At 62.4% G+C, this 18,991-nt stretch carries 21 protein-coding genes; 8 read left to right on the forward strand and 13 right to left on the reverse strand.

The annotated features are described in order from the left end of the window. The first annotated feature begins 62 nt into the window (after nucleotides 1–62). The 3 genes from NKH33_RS21600 to NKH33_RS21610 all read left to right on the forward strand — a co-directional run bounded on the left by NKH33_RS21600 (nucleotide 63) and on the right by NKH33_RS21610 (nucleotide 2,611). The gene (locus tag NKH33_RS21600; protein WP_352540722.1) at nucleotides 63–1,205 is read left to right on the forward strand and encodes a DegT/DnrJ/EryC1/StrS family aminotransferase; all 1,143 of its coding nucleotides are present in this window, start codon (nucleotides 63–65) and stop codon (nucleotides 1,203–1,205) included. 18 nt (nucleotides 1,206–1,223) lie between these two features. Next, the gene (locus tag NKH33_RS21605) at nucleotides 1,224–1,430 is read left to right on the forward strand and encodes a hypothetical protein (protein WP_352470946.1); all 207 of its coding nucleotides are present in this window, start codon (nucleotides 1,224–1,226) and stop codon (nucleotides 1,428–1,430) included. Nucleotides 1,431–1,591: 161 nt separating this feature from the next. Then, the gene (locus NKH33_RS21610; protein ID WP_352921369.1) at nucleotides 1,592–2,611 is read left to right on the forward strand and encodes an LLM class flavin-dependent oxidoreductase; all 1,020 of its coding nucleotides are present in this window, start codon (nucleotides 1,592–1,594) and stop codon (nucleotides 2,609–2,611) included. A gap of 38 nt (nucleotides 2,612–2,649) precedes the next feature. Here the strand turns inward: NKH33_RS21610 and NKH33_RS21615 are convergent, their stop codons facing one another. From NKH33_RS21615 to NKH33_RS21625, 3 genes are all read right to left on the reverse strand, one after another. After that, nucleotides 2,650–3,132, reverse strand: coding sequence for an RES family NAD+ phosphorylase (locus tag NKH33_RS21615; RefSeq protein ID WP_352470944.1), 483 nt, complete (start codon nucleotides 3,130–3,132; stop codon nucleotides 2,650–2,652). Beyond that, nucleotides 3,129–3,563 carry an antitoxin Xre-like helix-turn-helix domain-containing protein gene (locus tag NKH33_RS21620; RefSeq protein ID WP_352470943.1) on the reverse strand — a complete coding sequence of 145 codons (435 nt, stop codon included), beginning with the start codon at nucleotides 3,561–3,563 and terminating at the stop codon, nucleotides 3,129–3,131. The genes NKH33_RS21615 and NKH33_RS21620 overlap by 4 nt, the downstream gene beginning before the upstream one ends. Before the next feature lie 69 nt (nucleotides 3,564–3,632). Beyond that, nucleotides 3,633–4,259, reverse strand: coding sequence for a CDP-alcohol phosphatidyltransferase family protein (locus NKH33_RS21625; protein ID WP_352470942.1), 627 nt, complete (start codon nucleotides 4,257–4,259; stop codon nucleotides 3,633–3,635). Here NKH33_RS21625 and NKH33_RS21630 point away from each other — a divergent pair. From NKH33_RS21630 to NKH33_RS21640, 3 genes are all read left to right on the forward strand, one after another. After that, nucleotides 4,258–4,518, forward strand: coding sequence for a hypothetical protein (locus NKH33_RS21630; RefSeq protein ID WP_352614884.1), 261 nt, complete (start codon nucleotides 4,258–4,260; stop codon nucleotides 4,516–4,518). The two genes, NKH33_RS21625 and NKH33_RS21630, sit on opposite strands and share 2 nt — an antisense overlap. 51 nt (nucleotides 4,519–4,569) lie before the next feature. After that, on the forward strand, nucleotides 4,570–5,082 hold the full coding sequence (locus NKH33_RS21635) for a phosphatidylglycerophosphatase A family protein (protein WP_352470940.1): 513 nt from the start codon (nucleotides 4,570–4,572) through the stop codon (nucleotides 5,080–5,082). Nucleotides 5,083–5,161: 79 nt separating this feature from the next. Further along, on the forward strand, nucleotides 5,162–6,238 hold the full coding sequence (locus NKH33_RS21640) for a tartrate dehydrogenase (RefSeq protein ID WP_352921371.1): 1,077 nt from the start codon (nucleotides 5,162–5,164) through the stop codon (nucleotides 6,236–6,238). Nucleotides 6,239–6,334: 96 nt separating this feature from the next. On the opposite strand, the gene NKH33_RS21645 is transcribed toward NKH33_RS21640, so the two are convergent. Beyond that, entirely contained in the window at nucleotides 6,335–7,936 is a 1,602-nt protein-coding gene (locus NKH33_RS21645; RefSeq protein WP_352921372.1) for an FAD-dependent monooxygenase, read from the reverse strand. A gap of 97 nt (nucleotides 7,937–8,033) precedes the next feature. Between NKH33_RS21645 and NKH33_RS21650 the strand changes: the two genes are divergently transcribed. Beyond that, nucleotides 8,034–8,477 carry a MarR family winged helix-turn-helix transcriptional regulator gene (locus NKH33_RS21650; protein WP_352470937.1) on the forward strand — a complete coding sequence of 148 codons (444 nt, stop codon included), beginning with the start codon at nucleotides 8,034–8,036 and terminating at the stop codon, nucleotides 8,475–8,477. Between the two features lie 290 nt (nucleotides 8,478–8,767). Here the strand turns inward: NKH33_RS21650 and NKH33_RS21655 are convergent, their stop codons facing one another. The 6 genes from NKH33_RS21655 to NKH33_RS21680 form a co-directional block, all read right to left on the reverse strand. Next, a complete protein-coding gene (locus tag NKH33_RS21655) occupies nucleotides 8,768–10,075 on the reverse strand; it encodes a type II toxin-antitoxin system HipA family toxin (RefSeq protein ID WP_352470936.1) in 1,308 nt (435 codons plus the stop codon). After that, the gene (locus NKH33_RS21660; RefSeq protein WP_502899609.1) at nucleotides 10,075–10,458 is read right to left on the reverse strand and encodes a helix-turn-helix domain-containing protein; all 384 of its coding nucleotides are present in this window, start codon (nucleotides 10,456–10,458) and stop codon (nucleotides 10,075–10,077) included. The genes NKH33_RS21655 and NKH33_RS21660 overlap by 1 nt, the downstream gene beginning before the upstream one ends. Nucleotides 10,459–10,593: 135 nt before the next feature. Then, nucleotides 10,594–11,772 carry a hypothetical protein gene (locus tag NKH33_RS21665; RefSeq protein WP_352921374.1) on the reverse strand — a complete coding sequence of 393 codons (1,179 nt, stop codon included), beginning with the start codon at nucleotides 11,770–11,772 and terminating at the stop codon, nucleotides 10,594–10,596. Nucleotides 11,773–11,827: 55 nt separating this feature from the next. Continuing rightward, complete coding sequence (locus tag NKH33_RS21670) at nucleotides 11,828–12,835, reverse strand: succinylglutamate desuccinylase/aspartoacylase family protein (RefSeq protein WP_352470934.1); 1,008 nt, start codon at nucleotides 12,833–12,835, stop codon at nucleotides 11,828–11,830. Nucleotides 12,836–12,844: 9 nt separating this feature from the next. After that, on the reverse strand, nucleotides 12,845–13,189 hold the full coding sequence (locus NKH33_RS21675; protein ID WP_352470933.1) for a RidA family protein: 345 nt from the start codon (nucleotides 13,187–13,189) through the stop codon (nucleotides 12,845–12,847). A 49-nt stretch (nucleotides 13,190–13,238) separates the two neighbouring features. Then, nucleotides 13,239–14,558: a type III PLP-dependent enzyme domain-containing protein gene (locus NKH33_RS21680; RefSeq protein ID WP_352683806.1), complete on the reverse strand. Its 1,320-nt coding sequence runs from the start codon at nucleotides 14,556–14,558 to the stop codon at nucleotides 13,239–13,241. A gap of 77 nt (nucleotides 14,559–14,635) precedes the next feature. On the opposite strand from NKH33_RS21680, the gene NKH33_RS21685 reads away from it, so the two are divergent. After that, nucleotides 14,636–15,577 carry an amidohydrolase family protein gene (locus NKH33_RS21685; RefSeq protein ID WP_352503470.1) on the forward strand — a complete coding sequence of 314 codons (942 nt, stop codon included), beginning with the start codon at nucleotides 14,636–14,638 and terminating at the stop codon, nucleotides 15,575–15,577. Here NKH33_RS21685 and NKH33_RS21690 read toward each other — a convergent pair. From NKH33_RS21690 to NKH33_RS21700, 3 genes are read right to left on the reverse strand one after another with little or no spacing between them, the layout of a single operon-like run. Further along, nucleotides 15,551–16,522, reverse strand: a complete 972-nt coding sequence (locus tag NKH33_RS21690; protein ID WP_352470930.1) for an ABC transporter permease — start codon at nucleotides 16,520–16,522, stop codon at nucleotides 15,551–15,553. The genes NKH33_RS21685 and NKH33_RS21690 overlap by 27 nt on opposite strands. Continuing rightward, nucleotides 16,519–17,484: an ABC transporter permease gene (locus tag NKH33_RS21695; RefSeq protein WP_352503472.1), complete on the reverse strand. Its 966-nt coding sequence runs from the start codon at nucleotides 17,482–17,484 to the stop codon at nucleotides 16,519–16,521. Before NKH33_RS21695 ends, NKH33_RS21690 begins: the two co-directional genes overlap by 4 nt. Next, nucleotides 17,481–18,989: a sugar ABC transporter ATP-binding protein gene (locus NKH33_RS21700; protein WP_352614870.1), complete on the reverse strand. Its 1,509-nt coding sequence runs from the start codon at nucleotides 18,987–18,989 to the stop codon at nucleotides 17,481–17,483. Before NKH33_RS21700 ends, NKH33_RS21695 begins: the two co-directional genes overlap by 4 nt. Between the last annotated feature and the right edge of the window lie 2 nt (nucleotides 18,990–18,991).

Here is an 18,991-nt window from a genome sequence, read left to right on the forward strand (position 1 = left end):
CTCGGCCGTACCAAGTCTGCTACCAGCGGCCGGTTATCTGACTAAAACCGTTTGAGGCCGACATGCAGTTCATCGATCTTGGCGCGCAGCGCGAACGCATCCGCGACAGGCTGAAAGCGGCAATCGACCGGGTCGTCGACGAAGGCCGCTATATTCTCGGACCGCAGGTCACCGAATTCGAAAACAAGCTCGCCGCCTATATCGGCATCAAGCACGTGGTCGCTTGCGCCAACGGCACCGATGCGCTGCTGCTGCCGCTGTTTGCCGCCGGCATCGGCCCGGGCGACGCGGTGTTCGTGCCGAGCTTCACCTTCGCCGCCACGGCCGAAGTGGTGGCGCTGACCAAGGCCGAACCGGTGTTCGTCGATGTCGATGCCGACAGCTACAATATCGACATCGCCAGCCTCGAGGCGGCAATTGCCATGATCAAGGCGGAGGGCCGGCTGAGGCCGAAGGCAATCATTCCCGTCGACCTGTTCGGCCTCGCCGCCGATTACGAGGCGATCATGGCCATCGCCGATCGCGAAGGCCTGATGGTCATCGAGGATGCGGCGCAGGCGACCGGCGGCTCGGCTGACGGCAAGATGTGCGGCTCGTTCGGCACCGTCGGCTCGACCAGCTTCTATCCGGCAAAGCCGCTCGGCTGCTATGGCGACGGCGGTGCGATGTTCACCAATGACGATGCGCTGGCCGAACAGCTGCGCTCGTTCGCCTTTCACGGAAAGGGCGAAACGCAATATGACAATGTCCGCGTCGGCATCAATTCACGGCTCGACACGCTTCAGGCGGCGATCCTGATAGAGAAGCTGGCCATCCTCGAGGACGAGATGGTGGCGCGGCAAGCGGTCGCCAATCGCTATGCCGAAGGTCTCGGCGATATCGTCAAGGCGGCGCGCAATCTGGGCGGCGGCCGCTCGGCCTGGGCGCAATACGCCATCGAAACGCCGAAACGGGACGGGCTCAAGGCACATCTCGGTGAAAAGGGCATTCCGTCGGTCATCTACTATGTGAAACCGCTGCACAGCCAGATTGCCTATCGCGATTATCCGCGCACGCCGACCGGCCTTGCCGTTTCGGAAGAGCTGCCGAAGCGCATCCTGTGCCTGCCAATGCATCCCTATCTGAGCGAGGCTGACCAGGACCGGATCATCGAAACGATCCGAAACTATATCGGCTCGAATTCGGCGCATGTAGCGGCGGCATAAATTCGAAAGCTTCGAAGCATGGTCGCGGAATACATCGACGAGTTCATCATGTTCTGCGCCGGGTTGTGGATGGCTGGCATCGGCTTCGGATTTCTCGCGGACCCGTTCCAAGCTCGCCCCGGCCAGCAGCAAGCATGGTGGACCAACTTTGGGACTCGCTTCAAATGGATGGGACCGCTGTTGATCCTCATCGCGATAGCGCTCGCATTCGCGGCACCTTCCTAGGCTGGCGTCCGACGGCAGCTCGGCACGGTCGGCCATCGTTGATCAACAACCGCCGATTCAGCTTTGCGCGTCAAGGCAGGCGGTCATCGGCACCGATTTTGCGATGCTTTGCTGCGCGCCGCAGCATAGTCTGCACCTGGCTCCCCTTTAGGCTGGTTCTCATGAAGAAGATTGGTTTCCTCTCGTTCGGGCACTGGACGCCCTCGCCGCAATCGCAGACGCGGACGGCATCCGACGCGCTTTTGCAGTCCGTCGAGTTGGCGGTCGCGGCCGAGGAGCTGGGTGCGGACGGCGCGTATTTCCGCGTGCATCACTTCGCCCGCCAGCTCGCCTCGCCCTTCCCGCTGCTGGCGGCGGTCGGCGCAAAGACCAGCCGAATCGAGATCGGCACGGCGGTGATCGACATGCGCTATGAGAACCCGCTCTACATGGCCGAGGACGCCGGCGCCGCCGACCTAATCGCCGGAGGGCGTCTGCAGCTGGGCATCAGCCGAGGCTCGCCGGAGCAGGTGATCGAGGGATGGCGCTACTTCGGCTACGCCCCGCAAGAGGGCGAGAGCGATGCCGACATGGCCCGTAGACACACCGGAGTGCTGCTCAAAGTGTTGCTGGGCAAAGGCTTTGCGCAGCCCAACCCGCGGCCGATGTTTCCCAACCCGCCTGGCCTGCTTCGCGTCGAGCCGCACTCGGAGGGCCTGCGCGAGCGCATCTGGTGGGGCGCCGCCACAAACGCCACCGCCGAATGGGCGGCGAAACTGGGGATGAACCTGCAGAGCTCCACGCTCAAATTCGATGAAGGCGGAAAGCCGTTTCACGTCCAGCAGGCCGAACAGATCCGGGCTTTTCGTGAGGCCTGGAAGGCGGCCGGACACACGCGCGAGCCGCGGGTGTCGGTGAGCCGGAGCATTTTTGCGCTGGTCGACGATCGCGACCGAGCCTATTTCGGCGGCAACCAGAGCGGAGATCATTTCGGTTACATCGAGGCAGACAGACGCGCGGTGTTCGGCCGCTCCTATGCCGCCGAACCGGACGTCCTGATCGAGCAGCTAAAGGGCGACGAAGCCATCGCCGAGGCCGATACGCTGCTGCTTACCGTCCCCAACCAGCTCGGCGTCGAGTACAATGTCCATGCCATCGAGGCGATCCTGACCCATGTCGCTCCAGGCTTGAGTTGGCGCTGACGGGTTGTGTTAAGTAGGAACCTGCCTCTCTGCCCGGCTCAGGAGCCAAACAGGCGGCTATCCCAGTATACGGGTTGATGCAGGCTGGCCGTGATCAGGGAAAACTCCGGATGTGCCGGATTGATCAACACGTTGTTGTCGGGGCGAGCCACGACGCTTGGCACGATCAGGATCGCGCTGCGGCGCTCGACACACCATGTCTCACCGAATTCCTTGCTCACCGTTGCCGGCATCATATCCCATCCGGGCAACGACGGCTGAGAAAAGAGTTCGTAGCTCAGCCCGCGCGGAAGCATGATCTGGACGTAAGGCTGGTTGGGCGGCAGTCTGCCGCTGCCGTGCACCAGCTTTTCCAGCAAGGCCGTTGAATAATGCTCGCTGGTGTAGATCAACGGGCTGCCGGGCGTGTTCCAGCGGCCAGGCGCTATCGTCGAGCCCGTCGCGTCGAAGATCGGATATGTGCCGGCTGGATCGCCGATCCTGAAGCACTGCAGCATGCGATCGAGTATCTGTGCCGTCAAGCAGCGGTGCCGTACTTCAGGCCTGCAAGGATATCGAGCACCAGTTCGGCGCCGATCTCGCTTTGAATGACCACGTCGATCGGGCGTCGGTCTTCCAGCATGGGATGAGACCGAAACAGAAAGTCACGAGCCTCACCTTCGATCTGCCAAACGTCGAGGGCCAGGTTCCATAGGCGCGCCACCCGCGCCACCCGCATGCCCTCTTCCGAAGAGAGTCGGAGAGCACCTCTCTTGCGGCGCTCATAAGTTGCCTTTGGGACGAGGCGATATTTGAATTGCGTATCGGCCGGTGCCAGCAATTGTGAGACGCGTTCAAGCGCACCCAACGGCAATCCGTCTTCGATTCGAGCCATCAGCCCGAATGGCGACCGTGCAGCCGTCTCCTTGGGCGGCAGCCCCAGCACATCGGCTATATTTCCAAATGCCAACATCGCCGCTCTCCATTCATGTGAAGCATTGCATAGCCTCAGGTGAGGCCAAGTGCAAGCATCCCCGTAGTCTCACGGCTGCTTCCCGTCGGCTCGTTTCAGCATCGCAAATGCGCGACTGATCCGTTGCAGGGCTGTGGCGTTGGCCAGCACTGCGTACAGCGCGAACCCACCCGCCAGAATCCAGGGCGAAGCCGCGCCCATCGCGGTCGCGACTCCGTCGGCGGCGAGCAGCACGCAAATGAACACCAGACGTTCCATCCGCTCGAAGAAATCCGGCCAACCGTGGTTTTTCACAGGGATTTCCAGCGCCGTCCGCGCCTTGGCGTAACTGGTGAGGATCCCGCCCGCGAATGCGAACATTGCGATCGCCCACAGATCGGCAACCCAGCCGATAGCCGCAAAGACGGCCAATTCCTGATAGCGGTCGACGACGGCGTCGAAATAGCCACCGGCCTTGGTGCTCATATTTGTCCGGCGGGCGACCGCACCGTCCAGCGCATCGAAGCTGAAGGCAAACGCCAGGCAAAGGCCAAAGGCAAGACTTGAATGATGAAACGCGTAGGCGGCCGAAGACAAAGCCACGAGCACCAGCCCGCTGGCCGTAACCTGGTTCGGCGTCATGCCGATCCCGATCAGCGGAGAGGCGGCCTGCTCCCATAGCGGGTCGATGCGACTTTTCATGAGACCGGCGATCATGGCGGCTCCTCTGATGATGTCGGTTGACGGAGCTTTACCAGCAATTTGCGGGTTTGTTCCACCGTCGCCACCGTTTCGGTTGGCCAATGCGGGCCGAGACCGGGCTCAGCAACGTTCTCAACTTGCCGCAAAAATGATCTCGTTTGGCGAATGGGGCCGGCGGATTAAGGTACTCGCCGAGCTGGCGGCGAAACAGAACTTCCAGTCGCTGCGACAGCTGCCCGACAGCATTTTCACGGTTTGGGCGATGCCCTTGTGAGGTGGTGCAAATCGAACAGCAGTCTGGCGGCAGCACCCGAACGATGTGACTATGATCGCTTGCGATCCGTGGGAAGCCGGCCGAAAATCGATGCATAAGTTTCCACCCAAGTTCGCCTACCTGCTCGCGACCTCTGTCGGCGCGGGATTATCTCCAATATGGCCGGGCACGGCCGGCGCAATGGTTGGAGTGGCTGTTGCCGCGGCTCTGATACCCGCATCACCTTGGCTGACGGTGCTTGCCTACGTGGCCCTGTTCGCCGTCGGCGTATGGGCGTCATCGTATGTTATCTCCCGTACCGGGACGGAGGATCCGCAGATCGTCGTCATTGATGAGACCTTCGGCGCGGCCCTAACCCTTTCCATGCTGCCCCTCGATCCGCTCTGGTGGGCAGCAGGCTTCCTTGCTTTCCGGTTTTTCGACGTCGTCAAGCCTTGGCCCATCCGTATCGCACATGACAAGGTAAGGGGTGGGGCCGGTATCATGGTGGACGATGCGGCTGCGGCTGTGGCCGCCGGGGTGCTGCTGCTCCTGCTGAACGGATTGATTGACCATTTGCCGTAATGGCGGCATTCGGCCTCACGGCCAAAGGCCAGCACGATGGTCCATGCTAGTTTAGCGCCACAAGGGGAGGACTGGACTAATGCGAAGCTATAGGATCGCGGCCATTCCAGGCGATGGGATCGGCAAGGAAGTCGTAGCGGCCGGCCTTCGTGCGCTGGCCGCCTGCGCCACGCGCGACGGCGGTTTCAGTCTCGAGGTGCAGCATTTCGACTGGGGCTCGGACTACTACAAGTTCAACGGCGTGATGATGCCCAAGGACGCCACCGAGCGGCTGAAGGCCTTCGATGCGATCTATTTCGGCGCTGTCGGCGCGCCAGACGTGCCCGACCATCTGACGCTTTGGGGGTTGCGGCTCGCGATCTGCCAGCCCTTCGACCAGTACGCCAATGTCCGCCCGACCCGCATCCTGCCCGGTATCGAGAGCCCGCTTCGCGGCGTCACGGCAGGGGATCTCGACTGGGTCATCGTTCGGGAGAATTCGGAAGGCGAATACGCCGGCCAGGGCGGGCGCTCGCATCTCGGCCTGCCTGAGGAAATCGCGACCGAGGTCTCGATCTTCACCCGCGCCGGCGTGACGCGCATCATGCGCTTCGCCTTCGAGATGGCGCGGTCGCGGCCGCGAAAGCTGTTGACCGTGGTCACCAAGTCGAACGCCCAGCGTCACGGCATGGTGCTCTGGGACGACATCGCCCGTGAGGTCGCGGCCGATTTTCCTGATGTCGCATGGGACAAAATGCTGGTCGACGCGATGACAGTGCGCATGACGCTCAATCCGCGCTCGCTCGACACAATCGTCGCGACCAATCTTCACGCCGATATCCTGTCGGATCTTGCGGCCGCACTTGCCGGATCAATCGGCATTGCGCCGACTGCGAACCTCAACCCCGCGCGGCGGTTTCCGTCGATGTTCGAGCCGATCCACGGCTCGGCCTTCGACATCACCGGCAAGGGCATCGCCAATCCGGTCGGCACGTTCTGGTCGGCGGTGATGATGCTGGAGCATCTTGGCGAGCCGGCTGCCGCGGCGCGCCTGATGCGCGCCATCGAGCGCGTGACGGCGGACGCCTCACTGCACACGCCCGATCTCGGCGGAAGTGCCACCACCGATAAGGTCACCGAAGCGGTGTGCGCGGCCCTACTCGGCGACAACGAGTAGGAAAGGAGCAAGCGCCTGGCATCGTTGTCATTCCCAGTGATGGCATCGGCAAGGAAGTCATGCCCGAAGGCGGGAGGCATCCGCACTCGCCGCCGCTCACCGATGATGTTCGTGCGCCTCCGTGCGGAAACCGAGCCCATCAAGTGTTTCGATCAGCACCTGTACAGGATCAGGCACACCGTGCGTTGACCGCCACGCGACAAATCCGTCCGGTCTGACCAAGGCGGAACCGCCGCTTTTAACCCCGAGCACGGAAGGCCACCGATGGTCCAAGTCAAGCAGATCCCCATTCGCACCCAACGAGTGGCACGTCAGCGGCATCCCGAGGCGCTGGCTTACGGAGTCAGCGGCCTGACACCATGCTTCGTCGGCGCAGAGGAGAAGAAGATCGCGGTCGCACAAATCGAGACTCGAAATCCGCTGGCCGGCACGCCCGACCGCGAAATGCGGCAAACGCGTGCCGGGGCGGCCCGACAGCTCCGTGGATTTTTGGAATGGGTGATCGTCCGGTGTGGATTCCAGAGCCACGATGCCTGCAGCGTAGCGTTGGCCAAATACCACGTCGTAATCCTCGACGATCGCAACAGGAGGAGGCAACCGCTTCGACGGATCGTCGAACCATTTCTGTAGGCGGGCGAGCGCTTGCGCCAACGTAGCCTCGATGACCGGCCGGCGCTCCATGTCATAGCTATCCAGCAACGAGGGATCGGCATGCCCGCGTGCTACCATCGCAAGCTTCCAGGCAAGGTTATGGGCGTCGTGGATACCTGAATTGCCACCGAAAGCGCCTGTTGGGGGCATCACATGTGCGGCATCCCCCACAAGAAACGCGCGGCCTCGGCGGAATTGGCGCGCTGTGAGGGCGGCCACTTCCCAGGAGCGCGCATCGACAAGCCTCGTCGTGATGTCCGGCCGGCCCGCACCTCGTATGATCAGTTCCCTGCACTTGGCTTCATCAAAATCCTGTGGTTTCTCGCCCTTTTCGGGAAAGTACTGGAGCGCCAGAAGCCATCGTCCACCCTGTCTGGGCGTGAAGGTCCCGTTGAGGTCCGTCACGAAGCACGACGTGAAGCGCTTGCCGCCTATCGTCGGAGGCATGTCCGTGTCAAAGACGACATTCATCCAGTGCTGAAGGCCGCCTGCCCCGCTGCGGCTGATCTCCAGCCTCTCTCGCAGGGAACCGTTCGCACCGTCCGCGACGATCAGATAGTCGGCCGAGATGACCTCCTTTGCGCAGGTCGCGATATCGCGAATTTCCGCGCGGACGACGGTCTCGTCCTGATCGAAAGTCACCAGCTCCGTGCTGAAACGCACGTCTGCACCGTTCCGCTCGGCGTAGCGGCGCAGAATCGGTTCCAGGACGTGCTGATCACACGTCGCTGGTTGCGTGGGGCTGAGGGCACTTGCATCCGGCCACGCCGGTCCGCCCCATTGAATCTGCGGATCGGCGAGATTCCTGGCGCGCGCAATAGCGCCTGCCTGCTGGTTCCCCGTCCGATTTGTACGAATCTCCTCCTCGAGGCCGAGGCTTCGGAATATCTCCATGCTGCGCGGGGAGATGCCGGCAAACTTGTACTGGATTGACGTGTCGGGATGACGCTCGACGAGGACACACGCAATGTCGTTGTGAGCCAAAAGGGCGGCCGCCGTCAGACCGTTCAGGCCGCCTCCGACGACGAGAACCGTGGTATTGGTCATCTCGGATCTCCTCTCATTGCTTTGACCACAAAAACATTTTGATTGATCAAATCATATGATTGGTCCAAGTATGTGTCAAGACATGAAGGAGCGTGGAATGAGACCGAGCCAAGATCGCTTGCAGCACGCCACCGAGGCATGGCGCCTGATGTTTGATTTCCTGATGCGGTCCGCGCCGGACCGGTTGGCGATCCAGCAGAAATTGGGCCTGACGCCCAACGACTCCCGCGCCCTCTTCACGCTCGACAAAGATGCGGGCAAGCCGATCGGCGCATTGGCTGCTCAATGGCAGTGCGATCCATCGACGGCGACCTGGCTGGTCGACCGGCTTGAGCAGGCGGGGCTCGCCGAACGGATTCCGTCGCCAGGCGATCGCCGTGTGAAGCTTGTCAAGCTCACACCCAAAGGTGCCGCAACCATCAAGGAATTGATGAAGGAATATCACAAACCCCCGCCCGAGATACTTGCGCTTCCACGCGCTGATCTGGATCAGTTGATCGGCCTCGTAAGAAAGTTACAGGCTGGCAAATCCGTGAGTTGATCCTATCCCGGAAAGGCACTGGCTAGGATCGGGTAGCCCCGCGTCACACTTTCCATGCTGCCGCTCGAGCCGCTCTGGTGGTCGGCAGGTTCCTTGCTTTCCGGTTTTTTTGATGTGGTCAAACCTTGGCCCATCCTATCGCGCATGAGAAGGTAAGGGGTGGGTTCGGCATCATCTGGACGACGCAGCGGCGGCCGTGGCCGCCTGGATGCTGCTGCTGCTGCTGAAGAAGACCATTTGAGCGTTGTCGCAATGGCGACATCAGTCTCGTTGCGTCTCTACTTTCAGCATCACGCCTCTTCCAGTCTGCGTACACGAGCCCTGACCCCATTGCCGATGGCATCAGCGACTTCCGCAGGAAAATCCTTTGGGAGCGATGCAGAAACCAGTTCGACCGCCGCTAGCGCCTGTTGGCGCAGCTCATCAAAGATCGCCTTGACGGGTTTCGGACCGATCCCTGCTTTGGCGGCGGTCTGGATAAAATGGCGTGGCATGACGCTGTCGACGAGGTAGTGGCGTGTGTCACCAATAGCCATCGCCAGTTTCATTTTGTTGCGCTTGATCTGTCCCGCATCAAGGCTGGGCTGCGCTGAAATCACATCATAGAGCGGCGTTATGCGGAACCGGCCGCCGGGGGAAAGAAAGACGCTAAAATTCTTGGCGTGCCCATCTGTGGCGCCGAGAAGCCAAAAGGCAACCACGGCCTTTAAAACCGCAGCCTGGTCTACCTCCGGTTGGTCGCTTCCCTTCATCAAATTGAGGATAGCCGGAACGCCAGGCCCGCCGTCGGATTCGTATTTCAGTGACGGCGGCACAGAAAGGGCCTGGCAGCAGTCTTCCTGGGGCAAACGCAGGAGACGATTGTCACTGGTCCATCGGCGATCGAACCGCTCGACCGCGAGCACGCGATTGCCTTCGAACTCCTCGATTGCGACGACGGCGCTCGGGAGCCCTAGGGCGGTTGTCAGCTTGAGGCAGAAAAATTCGTTCTCGACGCTGAAGGAAAGATCGATGCCATTTGGCAACCGTCCAATCTGTGGTTTGAGGATGTGCGTCGTGGCAGTCGTCGCCAGCGGCTTGTACCAACGTCCTTTCCAGAACAAGAGCGCAGTCTTTTCCTGAGCGCCAGCGATCGAGATCCGGAAGTCCTCGTCCTCGCCAAGCCCAAGGGGAGCCGATGCCAGATCGAGGAGAAGACGAGCAATCTCGGTATCGTCAACGGGTTTGCCGTTGACAATACCGGCGGGGCCTGGCTCGACACCATCCGGCAGGAATTGCAATGCGCCGACACAATCGCGCCCGACAGCGGCAAGCAGGTCGTAAGCGTCTATTCCTTGAGCATGAACACGCTCCGCCATACGGCGGCGAATGGGGACGTTGTCGGGCAGGAGATTGTCGAAGACGGCGATGACGGGCGCACCGATATAACGATCTTCACGCAGAGGCAGTGATAGCGAGACGGGCAGCGCGTGCTCCCAAGCAAGCCAGGACGGATCGTACTGAAAATCGATCGCGCCGCTGGATTGTCTATTCAGCCGCCCGACGAGACGGCTGTTCAAGAAGACATTTAGCGGGATGTGCTGCCGCGGACGAGCCATCAGAAGATGTCCTCGATCTCAGCCGGCTTTGCCTTGGTACGAGGGCGGACGACGAATTCGAGGTCGAGCGCTGCGAGAATATCGCAAAGCGTTCCGAGCTGGGTCCCAGGCGCGCCACTCTCGACGGCCGAGATGGTCGCCTGACGCAGCATCGTTTGGTCCCCGACATTGGTCTGGTTGAGGCGGAGCTTGCGACGCTGCCGGCGGACGGCATCTCCAATTTGCTTGGGTGTTCGGGCGATTTGGTCCACAGCATACCTCTCTAGCCATGGTATTATACGCTCGCGCAGATAAATTTCAATATACGCTTTTCCGTATCGAATTTTGTATACTTTGAAGCGTATAAGCAGCAATATGGTCGGCGTATGATCTTCGATCCGCATGGACCGTCACCGCCATGCTTTCAGCTTGTCCGGCCGCCGCCGGCCAATGTGACCGAAGCGAATAGCCGGCATGCTCATAAAGCTCCAAGGCAAAGTGAGGTCAGTCCTAGCAGACTGCGGCAACGGATCGGTTTTTCAAACGGATCTTGCGGCACTCACCCAATCGAGGCGTGCGGCAGGGACAAGGCCATAATTGTAAAAATTGATGCCGTCGACATCCGGCGCCATCGCAGCTTTGACCTTGGCGGTGAGGATGTCGGGGCCGGCCATTTCCGGATAGAACAGCCGGTAGCCGGCGCCGAGGAACTTTTTCACGCCAAGGGCTGCGCGTCCGGCCGCCATCAGGCTGGCGACATCGCGGGGCTGCATGTCGTAGGCACACAGGATTGCCCCGTCACAGACCTTGCCGAGCGCCGCGAGATCGCAGCCGCCAAGCCAACCGTCTTTCAAATCGATGATGACAACGCGGGTCGCCGGATTGGCCACCTCGCGCAGTTCGGCGACCAGGCTGGTCACCGGTTCGAACCGCCACAGCAGGTAGCCATGGAGTTCCGGCCATGGCAAAAAAGTGTCGAGGCCGCTCCCCGGAAAGTCTGGAAAGCGCCGTTCGGGCACGGCGCGCTCGCAGGTCTCGACGATCCATTGCCCGACGAGCTTGCGCGCTACTTCGCCGTCGACGCCGGCCTCGGCCGCGCGCGCAAGGCAGGACGGGCAGAAACATATCGACAACAGAAAATCGTCTTCCGGCATCAGCCCGACACCGTCTTTCTCATGATGGTATTCGTGGGCGAAGCCCATGAATGACGGGCTTTCAAGCTCGATCCGGTCCGGCCTGTAGCTGTGCGAGATATCGGCGATCAGCGCGCGGACATAAGCGCGCGCTTCCGGATGTGATGGGCAGAGATTGTAGTAGTTGGCATCGCCGAAGGCGTTGCGGGTTACGGCCTGCGGATGAAGCATGCCGAGCCGGGTGTTGTGCAAGCAGACCGTCCAACACGAAACGCCCAGCCCGCCCACCTCGCGCCGGCGGACAAGGTCGCCAAGCACATCGCCGCCTTCCATGATCACCTTCGCCACCTTGGGCTGGATGGCTAGGTCGGCCCAGTGTGCCGCATCTGGCTTGAAATAGATGGTTCCGTCTTCCGGAAAATAGGCTTTCCGGCGCGGGCTGCGCGGCTGCAGAAACCGGCCAGCGTGATACGAAGTCGCCAGACTGATCATGTTGAGCCCGGCACGCTCGACAAGATCGCGCTCGACCATCTCCAAGCCCAGATCCTGGACATCCCAAGGATAGGTCCACATCGACAGTTGCATCCGGTTATCCTCAGTCTTGATCCTGATATGGGCGTATGGTCGGGAGGGCTTCTTATCAGTCGACCGGCTCGGCGACCTGCATGAGGCAGTCTCCCGCCTCGCACATCGTGTGCAGCCGGCGCGAAAGCACAATGCCGCTTTCGAGGAAGTGCAGGGCTTGCTCGGCGAGGTCGAGTCGTTCGAGGTCGTGGTACCAGCCCGCCAGTTGGCCTGAAGTCACGCTGTCGCCCAGCCTGACTGCCGGCTCGAACCAACCACGGCTTGTGGCATAAAGGCCCTGACTGTGCCGAGACAACGAAAGAAGCCGCGTCGGCGCCGAAGGTCCGGTTGCCGGTGCAAGAACCGGCGCCTCAACCACTCCCAAGGCGGCCATCAGGGCGTCGAGTGCGCGGGCGGTAATCTCCATCGTATCGACCGTGACAGTGCCACCGCCGCCGAACTCTCCGCTGACGCCGATGGCGCCGGCCCGGCGCGCCGCACCCATGGAGGTCGGTGAGGCCTGGCCGTTGTCGGCCACGAACCCATAGGGCATGCTGAGCGTCCGCATTAGCTCCACACCGCGCCGGTGCCGGTCGGGATCGGTATTGTGCTCGACAAGCGCGGTCGGCAGATGCTCCATCGAGGTGCCGCCAGAATGAATGTCGAAGATGACGTCGTGGCGGGGAAACAGTTCCATCTCCAGGAAATTGGCAAGCCGGCTTGTTGGCGTGCCTGACGGGTCGCCCGGAAAGGCGCGGTTGAGATTGCCGCCGTCGAGTGGCGAGCAGCGCTTTGCGGCGATCACCGCCGGCACGTTCGCCATCGGCAGGATGGTGACGCGACCCTTGATCTGCTTGGGATCGAGCCGGCGCACCAGCTTTGCCAACGACAGCTCGCCTTCATATTCGTCGCCGTGATTGCCGGCCATCAGAAGCACCGACGGGCCTTCGCCGTTGCGGACAAGGCAGATCGGGACCTTGACCTGGAAATAGGGCGAACGGTCGATCGAAAACGGAATGCTGAGATGGCCGAGTGTCTTGCCGTCCCGGTCGAAGTCGAGCGTATGGCTGAGGCCGGTGTGCATGGCGGCGGCTCAGATAGCTGCGATCGCAGTGACCTCTATGCGGAGATCGGGATCGGCGAGACGCGCCTCGACACAGGCGCGCGCCGGCAGGCGCGCAGGATCCACCCAGGCATCGTAGATGCTGTTCATGGCATCGAAGTCGGCGATCTGCGGCAGGAAGATGTTGATCGCCACTAGCCTCGACTTGCTGCTGCCGGCCTCAACAAGGAGCGCCTCGACCTTGGAGAGCACGTCGCTCGTCTGACCCTCGATGCCGGCCTTGCGGTCGTCTGCCACCTGGCCTGCGATGTGCACGAGGCCGCCATAGACGACCGCCTGAGACATGCGGGAGCCGGACTGGAAGTACTTGATCATATCAGATCCTTTCGAGGTTCTCTTTTTTGGAAGTGGCCGCGATATCTGCTCAGCCGAAATAGGTAGGAAAGGCGTGGCGGACATACCCGGCCGCGTCGGCGCCGAAGATCACGCGATAGCGATCGAGGCAGGTGCAGGGGTGCGAGATGCCGAATTCAACGACGTCACCAACGGCAATATTGTCGCCCGACGCAATTGTCAGGAAGGCGTGCTGGTCGTTGAGCTTGAAGACCTCGGCACGCGCTTTCGGCAGCTGCTTGCCGGCACGAAAGATGGTCACGACCTTCGGAAAGCCCTGGTCGAACGACACGTCGCGCATGCCCATACCGCAGATAGCAAGGCCGGGCTCCGGCCGCGACAGTACCTCGGCCCAAAGACGTAAAGCCGGATGGAAGGAATTTCGTGCGGAAGCACCGACGCCGCCGATCGCAAAACCGTCGCGGGCATCGAGTGCGCCGAGCGACCTGTCGTAGACGCCATGGTCGTGAAAGAAGATGGCGCCGCTGCGCAGCACCAACGTGGCATTGCCGTCCCTGGAGACGAGGGGCGAAAGCGCTGCGACCACCTTGTCGAAGTACACCGAGCCGCCGGCGGTGGCGATCAGCGGGGTGTCGCCGCCGACGCGGGCGCGGAGCCGCAGGAACATATCGGCTGTCATTGCCAACAGCGCGGATATCGCCTCATCGGTACGGCCAGGATCGGCTTGCGCCGCGGCACCTTCGTAGGCTGCGACGCCGGCGATCAGCAGCCGCCCTCCGGCAGCTACAACCGCGTCGGCGATCGCCTCGGCTTCGCCGGTGGTCCGGGCGCCTGCCCTCCCCGCACCAAGTTCCACGAGCACGCGCAATGGCGGCAGCGTCGCATTGGCGCGCCAAGCTTCAGCAAGCGCATTCACGGCGTCGAAAGAGTCGGCAAAAACGTAGAACTCGGCGCTTGGCCAGGCGCCGACAAGGACAGCAAGTCGGTTCGCACCACCTGGTCCGCCGACCTCGTTGGCGATGATCAGCCGAGAGAGCCCGGATCTGAGCATCACTGTGGCCTGCCTTATGTCGGCGACGGTCGTGCCCCATGCTCCGGCCTCGACCAGGGACCGGGCAAGGTCCGGCGCCATCGGGGTCTTGGCATGCGGGGCGATCACGGCGCCCTGTTCTCGCGCATACCCCAAGAACAGGTCACGATTGGCGATGAAGGCCTCCTCGTCGAGGGTCAACACCGGCAACGACATACGTCCATGCGCTGGATGCCAGCGCTCAGATGCGACAAAGCTGCTGTCCAGGCCGAGGGTGCCAGGCGGAACGCCGCGGATACGATCGTCGAGCAGGAAATTTTCACGGGTCGCGAGCGACAGTACGGGTGAGTTTTCGGTCATCCGATGCTAGTCCTTTCGCTTTCGCAGGATGAAGTCCGGATCGATTTCCGATGCCGGCCACACCATGAGAGAGATGCGTGCCAAAGCGTTACTGCGGACCGATCATCGATGCCCACCATCACCTGTGGGATCTCGGCCTCGGCCGCCATCCCTGGCTCGCGCCCACGGCTGGCGAACGCGGCGGTCTGGGCGAGCTTGGCCCCTTGCGGCGAAACTACCTTCCTGAAGATTATTTGCGCGACGCCGGCCAGCACAGTGTCGTCGCCACCGTCCATATTGAAGCCGGTTGGGCCGGGGATGACTGCGTGGGTGAAACGCGGTGGCTTGAAACCCTCGACAAGTCGCGCGGCGTGGCCGCCCGTTACGTCGTTCACGTACCTCTGGCGAACCGCCAAGCGCCGGCGCTGGTCCAGGCGCAGGCGGCATTCGACCGTGTCGTCGGCGTACGCGACATACTGAGCTGGGATCCTGATCCCGCCCGTCGTTTTGCCGCCCGCGACGGCATCATGGACGATCCGGCCTGGCGTGCCGGCCTGTCCCTGCTTGGGCGCCGCCGGCTGGTTTTCGACCTGATGGTGTTTCCGCGCCAGCTCACCGGCGCGGCGCGCCTCGCAGCGGCCTTTCCAGACCAGCTCTTTGTTCTCAACCATTGCGGCAGCCCGATCGATCGCGATGCGGACGGAATGCGGGTGTGGCGCGAGGGGCTGCGGCTTTTGTCGGAGCGCGAGAACGTCGCCATCAAGATATCGGATCTGGTCGCCTACGATCATGATTGGACGCTCGACAGCCTAAGGTCGGTTGTCATGCATTGCATCGACTGTTTCGGTACGCGGCGCGCGATGTTCGGCAGCGACTTTCCGGTCGCCGGCCTGCATGCATCGTTCGATGCGGTGTATGACAGCTTCAAGGCCATTGCAGGAGAGCTTTCCGCGGACGAGCAGACGGCACTGTTCTACGGCAATGCACGGCGCATTTATCGGCTGGACGATATGTCATCGGCGGGCCTGCTCTCTGCCTGAGAGAAGCAGCAGCCCCAGGATCAGCGACCCGAACAGGATACTGCGCCAGCCAGGCGATGCGTTGACCACGGTGATCAGCGCCGTGATCGTAACCAGCAGGATGGCGCCGGGGATGGTGCCGGCATAGGTGCCGAGCCCGCCGAGGATCGAGGTGCCGCCAAGCACCACGGCGGCAATCGAGGCGAGCAGATAAGGATCGCCGATACCGACATAGCCTTGTCCGTTCATGCCGAGGACCAACACACCGGCAAGTCCCGCACAGAAGCCGCTGATGCCGTAGACCGCCAGCGTGGTCGAGGCGACGGGAACCCCGGACAGCGCCGCGGCGAGCGGATTGGCGCCCATCGCGAATATCCGGGCGCCAAGGGATGTCGCATGCATCGTGGTCAGAACGATCACTGAAATGACCACCCACAAAAGCACGCCTGCCGGAATACCGACCGGCCGCGCATTGCCGAGCCAGCGGACCAGCGGGTTCTCGGCGGTCACGGCACTGCCGCCGGCGATGATGATCAGCAGACCTTGCAGGAATGTCGCCATCGCCAGCGTCATGATCATTGGATGAACGCGCAACAGCGCCACGCCCAGCCCGTTCACCAGACCGATTGCGCTCGTCAACGTGAGAACTGCAAGAACGGCGGTGAGCCCTGTCGGATCCGCCTGCCATGAAAGCAGCGGCAGGCTGACAGCGCTAACCGTGACGATCGCCGCGACGGAAAGGTCGATTCCGCCGGCAATCACCACGAAAGTTTGGCCCGCCGCGACCAGGCCGACCACCGCGCCCAATTCAACCAAATAGCGCAAATGCCCATAAGCGCCGAAGCCAGGTGAAGCGAAGCTCGCCGCGATCCATACCGCCGCAACTATAGCGATCGTAAGGAAGGGCCGGCTGCGCAAAATCGTCACGGCGCGCCTGCCGCTCACACTGACTTTCCGTGCTGTCATTGCTGCACCTTGCGGAATTGCGGGATGGCGACCGCCCCGATGATGATGAGGCCCTGGGCGACATATTGGGCGACCGGCGTGAAGCCGAGGAAGAACATGACACTGATCATCAGGCTGAGCAGCAGGCTGCCCGCAAGAGCGCCGCGCATGGTACCTTGGCCGCCAAGGAAACCGATGCCGCCGAGCACTGCGGCGGCTATGGAATTCAGCGTGAACGCCGTGCCGATGACTGGATCGCCCGAACCGGTTTGCGCGGCGATGAACAGGCCGGCGCCTGTGCAAAGCAGGCCGCTAATCGCGTAGGCGGCGATCCGGGCACCGTCGACCGGCACGCTGGAGCGGTAGGCGCCGACGGGATTTTCGCCTGCAGCATAGATGCTCAAACCAAGCGGCGTGGCGAGATAGAGTTTCCACAAAACCACGATGAGTACCAGCAGCACGAATGCCGCCGGCGTGTTGCCGGCAAGCAGGTCCGACAGCCACTCGGGTATGGCGCCCCCCGGCCTCGGCAGGATGAGCAGGGCAGCGCCGCCGATAATGAAGGAGCCAGCCAGCGTCACCACGATCGCCGGCAACCGAAGTTTCACGACGATGAACCCGATCGCGGCACCGATGCCGAGACCGGTCAGCGCCACCGCAGCGGCACCGCCGGCTACGCCCAGCGGTCCAGTCATCGTCGTCGCAGCGATCACTGCGCCCAGGCTGACCATGGCGCCGATGGCCAGGCTTATGCCGCCGGTGAGCATGAGGATCGCCTGGGCCATGGCGACCAGCGCCAGCGGAAACCAGCTCTGGGTGAATTTGGCGAAACCGGACGCTGTCAAGAGGCCGGGAAACAGGAAACCGTAAGCAATGACGAACGCCAGGACCACAGCGAACAGGCTGCGCACGCCGACATTGCGGCGCAGCTGAACCGGCCAGTAGAGCGCGCCGGCTTGGCTTGAGGATGCGACCGCGCTCATGCCGCAACTTTCTGCTGTTCGGCGCCCATTGCGGCGGAAACGATGGCTTCCTCGCTCAGTGCCTCGCGCTCGAGCATGGCCACGATGCGGCCTTCGCGGACCACGCCGACACGGTCGCAAAGGTGCACCAGTTCGGGTGTGTCGGAACTGAGCAGCACGATCGCCTTGCCGGCGGCGGCGAGTTTGCGAAGCATCATGTAGATCTCACGCTTGGTCTCGACATCGACGCCGCGCGTCGGGTCGTTGAGGAGAAGCACAAGCGGCTCGTGTGGCATCCATTTCGCCAGCGCGACCTTCTGCTGGTTGCCACCTGAGAGTGCCTGTGCCGGGCGGTCGAGGTCGCCCTTGATGGCAAGCTGGGCGGCGAGACCCCTTGCCATATCGCGCTCGGCACGCCGACTGCGCAGCTTCAGCGCCGGCAGCCTTGCGAAGGCGGGCAGCATCATATTGGTGATGATGGGATGGATCAGGTGCAGGCCTTCGCGCTTGCGGTCAGCCGGGACATAAGCGAGGCCGAGCGCATTGGCGTTCGGCACGCCGCCGGGCAAACCCGAAACACCGTTTACGGTCGCGGATACCGTCCTGGCGGGGATCGCGCCGTAGAGGCCAAGCAGCAGATCTTCCTGCCCCTGCCCGACCAGGCCGCCAATGCCAAGCACCTCGCCCGTCCTGATGTCGAGATCGACGTCGCGCATCAGGCCGGCCGAAAATTTACGAACCGAGATGGCGTCGGCCGGCGATGGCGAAGGCCGCCATCGTGGAAAGAGATCGCCGGGGTCGCGGCCGACCATCAGCCGTACCAGCCCGGCGGCATCGGTTCCTTCCAGCGAGCAGTCCGCCGTGCAGGTCCCGTCCTTGAGCACGGTGACATGCTTGCACAGCGCCATCACCTCGTTCAGTCGGTGTGAGATGTAGAGAATAGCGATGCCCTCGCCCCGAAGCCTCTCCAGCAGGTCGGTGAGGATTTTTGTCTCAGTTGCCGATAGCGATGAGGTGGGTTCGTCGAGAATGAGCACGCGCGGCCGGCGGTAAAGCGCCTTGGCGATCTCCACCATCTGCCGGCGGCCGAGGGACAGGTGCCCCACCGGCGCAGACAGCGGTTCGTAAAGCCCGACAAGATCGCATGCGGCCCTGGCCCGGACGGCAAGCTCGTTGTAGTCGATCAAGCCGAACCGCTTGGGATAGGCACCGAGCCCGATGTTTTCGGCAATGGACAAGCTGGTCGTCAGGCTGAGTTCCTGCTGGACAACGGCGATTCCGGCCTGTCGCGCATTAGCGGGGGTCATGCGCGAGACCGGGCGCCCATCGACCTCGATCGCCCCGCCGTCCGGGCGCAAGGCGCCGGACAAAAGGTTGATCAGTGTCGACTTACCTGCGCCGTTCTCGCCCAGCAGTGCATGCACGCGGCCGGGCTGGAGAGCGATTGAAACGTTGCGCAGAACGGGGTTGCCGAAAAAGGACTTCGACACCCCCTGCGCGGCGAGAAGCGGAGCCGTGGTTGTCAATG

The organism is Mesorhizobium sp. M1182 (genome assembly GCF_040318335.1).
Classification (GTDB): domain Bacteria; phylum Pseudomonadota; class Alphaproteobacteria; order Rhizobiales; family Rhizobiaceae; genus Mesorhizobium.